The sequence below is a fragment of the Ilumatobacter sp. genome (assembly GCF_049588435.1).
GTDB lineage: Bacteria > Actinomycetota > Acidimicrobiia > Acidimicrobiales > Ilumatobacteraceae > Ilumatobacter_A.
Genome location: NZ_JBAVYV010000440.1, coordinates 1 through 8721, shown reverse-complemented (window position 1 = coordinate 8721; position 8721 = coordinate 1). Strand labels below are relative to the sequence as shown.

8 protein-coding genes are annotated in these 8721 nt (G+C 67.1%); 6 read left to right on the top strand and 2 right to left on the bottom strand.

What is annotated here, in order from left to right; translation table 11 throughout:
- The 4 genes from WBV89_RS16905 to galT all read left to right on the top strand — a co-directional run.
- On the top strand, window positions 1-1085 hold a 1085-nt coding region (locus tag WBV89_RS16905), incomplete at its 5' end, for a CapA family protein (RefSeq protein ID WP_423982511.1).
- A gap of 58 nt (window positions 1086-1143) precedes the next feature.
- The gene (locus WBV89_RS16900; RefSeq protein ID WP_423982510.1) at window positions 1144-1527 is read left to right on the top strand and encodes a thioesterase family protein; all 384 of its coding nucleotides are present in this window, start codon (window positions 1144-1146) and stop codon (window positions 1525-1527) included.
- Between the two features lie 42 nt (window positions 1528-1569).
- Window positions 1570-2592: a phosphatase PAP2 family protein gene (locus WBV89_RS16895; protein WP_423982509.1), complete on the top strand. Its 1023-nt coding sequence runs from the start codon at window positions 1570-1572 to the stop codon at window positions 2590-2592.
- 54 nt (window positions 2593-2646) lie between these two features.
- Window positions 2647-3630: a galactose-1-phosphate uridylyltransferase gene (gene galT, locus WBV89_RS16890; protein ID WP_423982508.1), complete on the top strand. Its 984-nt coding sequence runs from the start codon at window positions 2647-2649 to the stop codon at window positions 3628-3630.
- Here the strand turns inward: galT and glgB are convergent.
- Window positions 3620-5506 (bottom strand): 1,4-alpha-glucan branching protein GlgB, encoded by a 1887-nt coding sequence (gene glgB / locus WBV89_RS16885; protein ID WP_423982507.1) that lies wholly within the window; start codon window positions 5504-5506, stop codon window positions 3620-3622. The two genes, galT and glgB, sit on opposite strands and share 11 nt — an antisense overlap.
- A 35-nt stretch (window positions 5507-5541) precedes the next feature.
- Between glgB and WBV89_RS16880 the strand changes: the two genes are divergently transcribed.
- Both WBV89_RS16880 and WBV89_RS16875 read left to right on the top strand, forming a co-directional pair.
- A complete protein-coding gene (locus WBV89_RS16880; RefSeq protein WP_423982506.1) occupies window positions 5542-6714 on the top strand; it encodes a glycosyltransferase family 4 protein in 1173 nt (390 codons plus the stop codon).
- 25 nt (window positions 6715-6739) lie between these two features.
- Window positions 6740-7987 (top strand): MFS transporter, encoded by a 1248-nt coding sequence (locus tag WBV89_RS16875; RefSeq protein ID WP_423982505.1) that lies wholly within the window; start codon window positions 6740-6742, stop codon window positions 7985-7987.
- Window positions 7988-8051: 64 nt separating this feature from the next.
- Here the strand turns inward: WBV89_RS16875 and WBV89_RS16870 are convergent.
- Window positions 8052-8721, bottom strand: a 670-nt coding sequence (locus tag WBV89_RS16870) for an enoyl-CoA hydratase/isomerase family protein (protein WP_423982504.1), incomplete at its 5' end; no start/stop codon positions are given.

The window sequence follows — 8721 nt, the reverse complement described above, 5'->3', positions numbered from 1 at the left end:
GGGCGGATGCCGGTACCGCTCCGGCGGAGGCGACGAGCGCTCCGGCGCCGACAGCCGCTCCCGGACCCCCGCGATCGATGACGATGGCGTTCACCGGCGACGTGCTCCCCCACAGCCCACTGTGGCGCGGTGCGTCCGAGAACGCCGGCGGCGTCGGCTACGACTTCTACCCGATGTTCGCCCCGACCGAGCCGAAGGTCGCGAGCGCCGATCTGGCGGTGTGCCACCTCGAGACCCCGATCGTGCCCGAGGGCGAGGAGCTCTCGACCGACCCGCTGTACGGCGTTCCTCCCGAGGTCGTCAGCGCGTTGGCCCAGGCGGGATACGACCGCTGTTCCACCGCGAGCAACCACACCCTCGACCGCGGCGTCGCCGGCATCGATCGCACGATCGAGGTGCTCGCCGAGAACGGGATGGGTCAGTCCGGAATGGCCAACGACGAGCTCGACAGCCTGCCGACGCCGTTCGACGTCAACGGAATCTCGATCGGACACCTGTCGTACACGTACGGCACGAACGGGCTCCCGCTTCCGGATGGCGAGCCGTGGCGCACCAATCTGACCGACCCTGCCCGCATCATCCGGGATGCCGCGTCGGCGCGCGATCTCGGGGCGGACGTGGTCGTGGTCAGCATGCACTGGGGAACCGAGGGCGTGGCCGTTCCCGACGAGGAACAGTTGAGGATCGCCGACGAGATCACGGCGAGTGGCGAGATCGACCTCGTCATCGGCCATCACGCTCACGTTCTGCAGCCGATCGAGAAGGTGAACGACGTCTGGGTGGCCTACGGACTCGGGAACGTCCTGTCGAACCATCCGGCGGCATCCCAGTGGCCGGCCTCCACACAGGACGCGGCGATCGTCGAGTTCGATGTCGACATCGACGAGGCCGGAACGGTCACCGTCGGTCCACCCGAGGTGTACCCGACGTGGGTCGACAAGCAGAACGGCTGGGTGATCCGAGACGTGCTCGCGGACCTGTCGAGTGACAACCTGAGCGATTCCAGGCGCGACGTGCTGCAGGCATCGCTCGATCGCACGACGTCGGTGCTCGGCGACTACATCGGTGCGGGGGGCGGCGGGTGATCGGGGCGCAAGCCCATGACGGTGGCACGCCCGCGTCGCCGCGTTAGCGTCGTTCTCCGTGACAGTCGAGACGGGCATGCGTGGAACTGCGAGCCTTGTCGTACGCGACTTCGACACGGCGTCCGCGCTCGGGTCGGGCGACGTCGATGTCCTCGGCACACCCCGCCTGATCGCGCTGTGCGAGCAGGCGACGATGGTGGCGCTCGCCGATGAACTCTCGGCTGGGGTGTCCTCGATCGGCATGCGGATCAGAGTCGATCATCTCCAGCCCACCCCGGTCGGTGCCAAGGTCACGGCCGAAGCGGTCCTCGACAAGATCGACGGGCGACGACTCACCTTCACGGTCACGGTGTCGGACAGCGGGGGTCTCATCGCCGCTGGCAAGATCACGCGAGCGCTGGTCGATCGGGCATCGTTCCTCGACAAGTGCTGCTCGGCCTGAGCCGAGCGGTGAGCGCGGTCGTGCGGTGAGGACACGGAGTTGATGAACCAGGACATCGCCGGCGTCGAGATTCCTCCACGCGATCACCGGCTGTACTGGTGGAAGGAAGCGGCGATCGTCGGCGTCTTCTACATCGCCTATTCGTGGATCAGAAACCGTTTCGGATCGAACCAGATCGCGGCCGACGGCATCCCCGAAGCAGCGTTCCTCAACGCCGAGCGTGTGATCGGCCTCGAGAAACTGCTCGGACTCTTCCACGAGGAGTCGATCCAGGAGCTGTTCCTGTCCCAGACGTGGTTCATCCAGTTCTGGAACGTGTACTACGGCACCGCACACTTCTTCGTCACCCTCGGCGTCTTCGTTCTGCTCTTCTACAAGCGCTCCGACGTGTTCCCCCAATGGCGCAACACGCTCGCTGCGATGACCGCGCTCGCGATCCTCGGTTTCGCGTTCTTCCCGCTGATGCCACCGCGTCTGCTCGACCAACCGTGCCCGACGGCCGACAACGTCGAGTTCGGTGGTGGCTGCATCCCCAGCGAGTACCGGGACGGCAAGGACAAGACGTTCACCGGCGACAACGGTTTCGGGTTCGTCGACACGCTCAGCGTCTACGGCGGCCCGTGGAGGTTCGACTCCGAGGAGGTGGCCGCGATCTCGAATCAATACGCAGCCATGCCCAGCCTGCACATCGGATGGTCGACGTGGTGTGCGCTCGCGGTCTGGCCGCTCCTGCGTCGACGATGGGCGAAGATCGCGGTGTTGCTGTATCCGCTGGCGACCCTGTTCTGCATCATCGTGACCGGCAACCACTTCTGGTTGGACGCGATCGGAGGGCTGATCGTGTTCACGGTCGGATCGCTGATCGGCTGGGGCATGCACCGGTGGAACCAGAATCGCCTCGATCGCCGCGACATGCTCGAGGCGATCGCCGCGCAATCGGGTCGGCCCAGGCGCGACACCCGGCTCGGATCGGTGGCATCGGGGATCATCGAGGACGTGTCCGGCCACGACGAACGTGACGACTCAGAGCGTCACGATGCGCGCGACAAGCGTTCGCCGCACTGAGTTCCGGACCGGTGTCACACAACCGGTGCGCGTGGGCCGTAACCTGGGGGTCCGATGAGTCAGATGCGGCTGAACCCCCTCAACGGGCGATGGGTGACGATCGTTCCCGACCGAGCTGAACGTCCGAGCGATTTCGCGACGCGGTCACCGGTCGGCGACCTGCAACTCGACCGGCCGTGTCCCTTCTGCCCCGGGAACGAAGAGGAGACACCACCCGCCGTCGAGACCTCCGAGGAGGACGGCACCTGGTCGATGCGGGTGGTCCCGAACCGCTTCCCCGCATTCGACGGCGACGACGCGTTCGCCGTGCACAACCTCGGGCCGGTCCACGTCAAGGCCGAGGCGAGTGGCATCCACGAAGTGTTCGTGTACGAACGAGGGCACACGGGTGGTCTCCATCTACTCGACGACGACCACGCGGTCGAACTCATGGCGGTCCTCAAGCGACGCCTTACGCAACATGCCGAACTGCCCTTCGTCCGGTACACCCAGGTGATCGTCAACCACGGCCGCGAGGCGGGTGCGTCGATCGCCCATCCCCACGGTCAGATTCTCGGGCTCCCGTTCGTCCCCAGCGAGGTTCTCGACGAGGAGCGTGCGTTCGCACGCTTCGCCGGCGGATCGCTCCTCGCCACCACGGTCGAAGCCGAACTCGCCGCGGGCCAGCGCATCGTGCTCGCGAACGATGACGTCGTGGTGATGTGTCCGTGGGCGAGCGGTGTTCCCTACGAGATGCTCATCGTGCCGCGAGAACAGCACGCGCACTTTCCGAACGCGTCCGACGAATCACTCCGAGCGGTGGGGATCGCGCTCCGCGATTCGATCGCTCATCTGAACCGTGCGCTCGGCGACGTTGCGTTCAACCTCGGCCTGCACACCGCCCCGCATCAGCACACGGGCGATTACCACTGGCACATGCACATCTGGCCGCAGCTCACCACGCAGGCGGGCTTCGAACGTGGAACCGGTGTCCTGATCAACATCGTCGCCCCCGAGGAAGCGGCTGCGACGCTGCGCTCGGTCGCCGTCAACGCCTGATCGGGCTGGCCAACCAGAGCATCGACATCGGGCCGATGTCAACCAACGCCGACGTCGGTTGTCCCTGCCACGCTTCGGGCGACGTGGCGACCACGGGACCGACGGAACGATGGCCACTCCCCCACCACGTCGCGGCGTCGGTGTCGAGCACGGGGGTCCATTCACCGGTCCACGGCAGACCGACCCGGTAGCCCGGTCGCGGCACCGGCGTGAAGTTGGCGACGCACGCCACCGCGGCAGCACCGTGATCGTCCCACCGCAGGAACGAGAACATCGAGTGCTCGGCATCCTCGGCGTCGAGCCACTGGAACCCCGCGGGGTCGGTGTCGCGACGCCAGAGCGCCGGGTACGCATCGGAGCGTCGATTCAGCTCGATGATCAGATCGTGGACCCCGCGATGCGATGGATGGTCGAGGAGATGCCACGGCAGCTCGGCTGCATCGTTCCACTCCTGCCACGGCGCAAGCTCGGCGCCCATGAACAACAGCGGCGCCCCGGGGAGCGACCACTGCCAGGCGAGGAGCGCCCGGAGCCCGGCGAACTTCTGCCAGTCGTCGCCACCCATCTTGGCGAGCAGGCTGCCCTTGCCGTGCACGACCTCGTCATGGCTGAGCGGCAGGACGAAGCGCTCGTTGTACGCATAGAGCTGGGCGAAGGTCAACTCGTGGTGGTGATGCCGTCGATGGACCGGATCCAACTGCATGTAGCCGAGTGAGTCGTGCATCCATCCGAGGTTCCACTTGTGGCTGAAACCGAGCCCACCCTCCGACACCGGACGGGTGACACCCGGCCACGCCGTCGACTCCTCGGCGATCATCATCACGTCGGGGAACTCCTCGCCGACGACCGTCGTGGTCTCCTGCAACAACTGGATCGCCTCGAGGTGTTCACGCCCGCCGTGTTCGTTCGCGCTCCACTGGCCGGGTCCGCGCGAGTAGTCGAGGTACAGCATCGACGCCACCGCGTCGACGCGCAGACCATCGATGTGGAACATGTCGAGCCAGTAGAGCGCGTTCGCGACGAGAAAGTTGCGGACCTCGTTGCGACCGAAGTTGAACACGTACGTGCCCCAGTCGGGATGCTCTCCACGCTGCGGGTCGGGGTGTTCGTAGAGCGGAGTCCCGTCGAAGCGTCCAAGACTCCAATCGTCCTTGGGGAAGTGCGCGGGAACCCAGTCGAGGATCACGCCGATCCCACGCTGGTGGAGTGCATCGACGAAACGTCGACACCCCTCCGGATCGCCGAAACGGGCGGTCGGCGCGTAGTAGCCCGACACCTGGTATCCCCACGATCCGCCGTACGGGTGCTCTGCGATCGGCAGCAACTCGACGTGGGTGAATCCCAGCCGGGTGACGTGATCGCCCACCTGCTCGGCCAGCGAATCCCAGTCGTCGACCGAGCGTCGCCACGACCCGAGGTGGACCTCGTACATCCGCACCGGCGACTCGCCGCGGACCGCGGTTCCGCGCTCCGCCATCCACTCGTCGTCGGACCACTCGTACTCGTCGAAGTCCGGTACGACGCTCGCATCGCTGGGTGGCAGCTCGGTCCGGCGCGCCATCGGGTCGGCTTTGCGGATCGTGCGCCCCTCAGCGGTGGTGATCTCGAACTTGTAGCAGTCGCCCGAACGGGCTCGATTCGACACCATCGACCAGACGGCCGTCGGCCCCTTCACATCGACCCGCTCCAACTGCTCGGGCTGCCAGTCGTTCCAATCGCCGACGATCGCGACGGCACGCGCATTGGGCGCCCATACCGAGAACCGGACCCCCGACACCGCTCCCCGAGGACCGAGAAGCTCCCACAACCGACGATGGGTTCCCTCAGCGAAGAGGTGGAGATCGAGTTCACCGATGAGCTGGTCACGCGGAGACATCGACCGACACGGTAACCGGGGTTACGGTTCGGTCCGTGCGCGTCCTCATGCTGACCTGGGAATTTCCACCTCGATACTCAGGGGGAACGGCGGCGCACGTCCAGGGCCTGAGCCAAGCGCTCGCGGACGCGGGACACGACGTGTTCGTGCTGACGAGCGCCGACCGGCGCGCGGACCACGAGGCCGAACGAACCGGACCGGTCCGGGTGCTGCGCGCCGAGGTCGGCCTCCCGCACATCCCCGTCGAGCGCTACCTCGCACTCGTCGCGTCCGCCGGTCATGCCCTCACCCAGCTCGCACTGGACGCACACTCCCCACTCGCCGGATGGACGCCCGACGTGGTGCACGGACACGATTGGAAGGTCGGCTGGGCCGCCGACACGCTGTCGCGCCACTACGACGTGCCGTTCGTGCTGACGATGCACGGAACCGAGAAGGTCCGCCACGGCGGGAACCTGCCACTCGGCGAGCCGACGGACGTGAACTCGATCGAGTGGTGGCTGGCGTTCCGCGCCGATCGCCTGATCGCCTCCACCTCGTTCATGGTCGACCAGTTGGTCACCGGCTTCGAACTCGCTCCCGAGCACGTCGTGCGCATCCCGAACGGAATCAACCCGTCGCTGTGGGGCGGACACGATCGGCCGTCCGAACGCGAACCGTTGATCGTGTCGTGGGGTCGCGTGCAGTACGAGAAGGGCTTCCAGGTCCTCGCCCGGTCGATGACGAGGCTGCGCGCTCAGGTCCCGGGCGTCTCGTGTGTGATCGCCGGGCGGGGAAGTTACCTCCCCGAACTCCAGACGCAGATCGACGTCGAAGGAGTGAGCGACCTGATCGAACTTCCCGGGTTCTTGAGCGGGACGGATCTTCGCCAACTCGTGCACCGCGCCGGATGCGTGGTGATCCCGTCCCTGTACGAACCGTTCGGACTCGTCGCACTCGAAGCGCTTGCAGCGGGCGCTCCGTTGATCGTGGCACGCACCGGTGGCCTCGCCGAACTGATCGTCGACACCGGTGCCGGGTTGACGTTCGAACCGGGCAATCCCGACGATCTCGCCGAGACGATCGAGATGGTGCTCCAGGATCGTGACCTCGCTCTCGAACTGACCCGCCAGGCCCGTCGCCTGATCGAGACGAAGTACGCCTGGGATGCGGTCGCGACGACCGTGGTCGACGTCTACGCTGCATGCCGAAACCGTCGACTGTCGTAGCCGATCGAGGCCCTACGCTGCGCCGATGACGTTGCGTCCTGACGACGAGACGCGCGCCGCGCCCGCCGACTCGACTCCCGAACGGCTGCGGATCGACCGGGCGGACCGGCCCTCACCGCTGACGATCCTGTTCGCGTTCGGCGGCCTCAGTGGAACGCTCGCCGCCGGATACGGCGTCCTGTTCACGATCGTCGACGACTACAAGACCGAGTACGGGATCGACGAGACCGCGATCGGATTGATCATCGGGATCGGCTTCCTGTCCGGCTTCATCTCACAGATTCTGTTCGCCCCCTACGCCGACCGCGGACACGCCCGCAAGGTCGTCGTGCTCGGCGTCCTGGTGAGCGTTCTCGGGCTCCTGCTGATGGCGGTCGGGACCAGCCTCGTCCCGATCCTCCTCGGCCGGGTGATCAACGGACTGGGCGTGGGCGCCGCCGGCCCGGCGATCCGCCGAATCGTGATCCTCGCCGACCCGACCAACCTCGGCAGCAACCTGGGTCGTCTGCTGTCTGCCGATGTCTTCGGCTTCGCGATGGGTCCTGCGATCTCGGCCGTGTTGGTCGGCCCGTTCGGGATCCCATCACCGTTCATCGTGGTCGGTGTCGCGTCGCTGGTCCTCCTGCCGTTCGTCGCCAGGGTCCACGTCGACGAGACGAGCGCCGAGAACCGCCCCCGCAAACGACTCGCGTTCGACCTCCTGGCGAATCGCCCCTTCGCCGGCGCAACCGTGCTCGCCGGCGTCGGCTACATCATGATCGGCGGGTTCGACGCGCTGTGGTCGCTCGTCCACGACGAACTCGGCACCGCCGAGTGGATCGCGAACCTCGGGATCACGCTGTTCGCGCTCCCGTTGTTCTTCCTCGGGCCCCGAGGCGGTCGACTCGCCCAGACGTTCGGGCCGTTCAAGCTCTCGGCGATCGGACTGTTCGCCGGCGCAGGCTTCCTCCTGGGATACGGGCTGCTCCCGACGGGCGGCTTGATCTTCGCATTGGCGATGGTCCACGCGGTCAGCGACGGGCTGACGATCTCGGCGGCCGGAGTCGCCGCAGGCATGGTCGTCCCCGACGATCGCCAGGCCGGTGCGCAGGGCATGCTCGGTGCATCCCAGGCGCTGATGGCCGGAGTGATGGCGGTCGTGACCGGCTATGTGTACGAGACCTACGGCCGGACCGTCGCCTACTCGACGGTCGCCGGCGCGATCGTCGTGGTGACATCGATCGGTCTGTGGCTCGCCCGCGGCGCCTGGTCGCTGCGCCGCCCCCTCACGTGACACCCGGTGCGCTCACCGGTGAGATGTGAGACGACCAGGTCGCCCGGACTCTCAGCGGAGCGGTTCACGCGCCGGTAAATTTGGCCTTGCCGGGGCCGTGCTCGAGGAAGCTCTTCACACCGATCTGGGAGTCCTCGGTGCGGAACACGTCGACGAATCCCGTGCGCTCCATGGTGAGCCCGTCGTCGAGCGAGCCGGACAATCCGTCGTCGATCAGCCGCTTCGTGATCGCCTGGGCCTGCAGTGCACCCTTCGCGACTTCGGCCGCGAGGGCGAGCGCCCGATCGTGCAACTCGTCGGGGGCGACGACCTCGTCGGCAAGTCCGATCCGCAGTGCCTCCGCAGCCTTGACCTGGCGCCCGGTGAGGCACATCTCCTTGGCTTTCGACGCGCCGATGACCCGTGCCAGGCGCTGCGTTCCACCGCCGCCGGGGATGATCCCGAGCAGGATCTCGGGCTGGCCGAACACCGCCTTCTCGGACGCGATCCGGTAGTCGCAGCCGAGGGCGAGTTCACAACCACCGCCGAGGGCGTATCCACCGACGGCTGCGATCACGAAGCGCGGCAGCGCTGCGAACGCGCCGATCGTGTCGTGGAACAGCGGCCCGATGACCGCCGCCTCGTCCGGTCCGCCGAACTGTGAGATGTCGGCGCCGGCGGCGAAGATCCGATCGCCGCCGGTGACCACGACAGCACCGGGGAGGTCGGCCGCGAGCTCGTCGGCCGCCTGGCGC

Coding starts and splice junctions, on each gene's coding strand:
- WBV89_RS16875 (WP_423982505.1), top strand. CDS start 6,740: ATGACGTTGCGTCCTGACGACGAGACGCGCGCCGCGCCCGCCGACTCG.
- galT (WP_423982508.1), top strand. CDS start 2,647: ATGAGTCAGATGCGGCTGAACCCCCTCAACGGGCGATGGGTGACGATC.
- glgB (WP_423982507.1), bottom strand. CDS start 5,506: ATGTCTCCGCGTGACCAGCTCATCGGTGAACTCGATCTCCACCTCTTC.
- WBV89_RS16895 (WP_423982509.1), top strand. CDS start 1,570: ATGAACCAGGACATCGCCGGCGTCGAGATTCCTCCACGCGATCACCGG.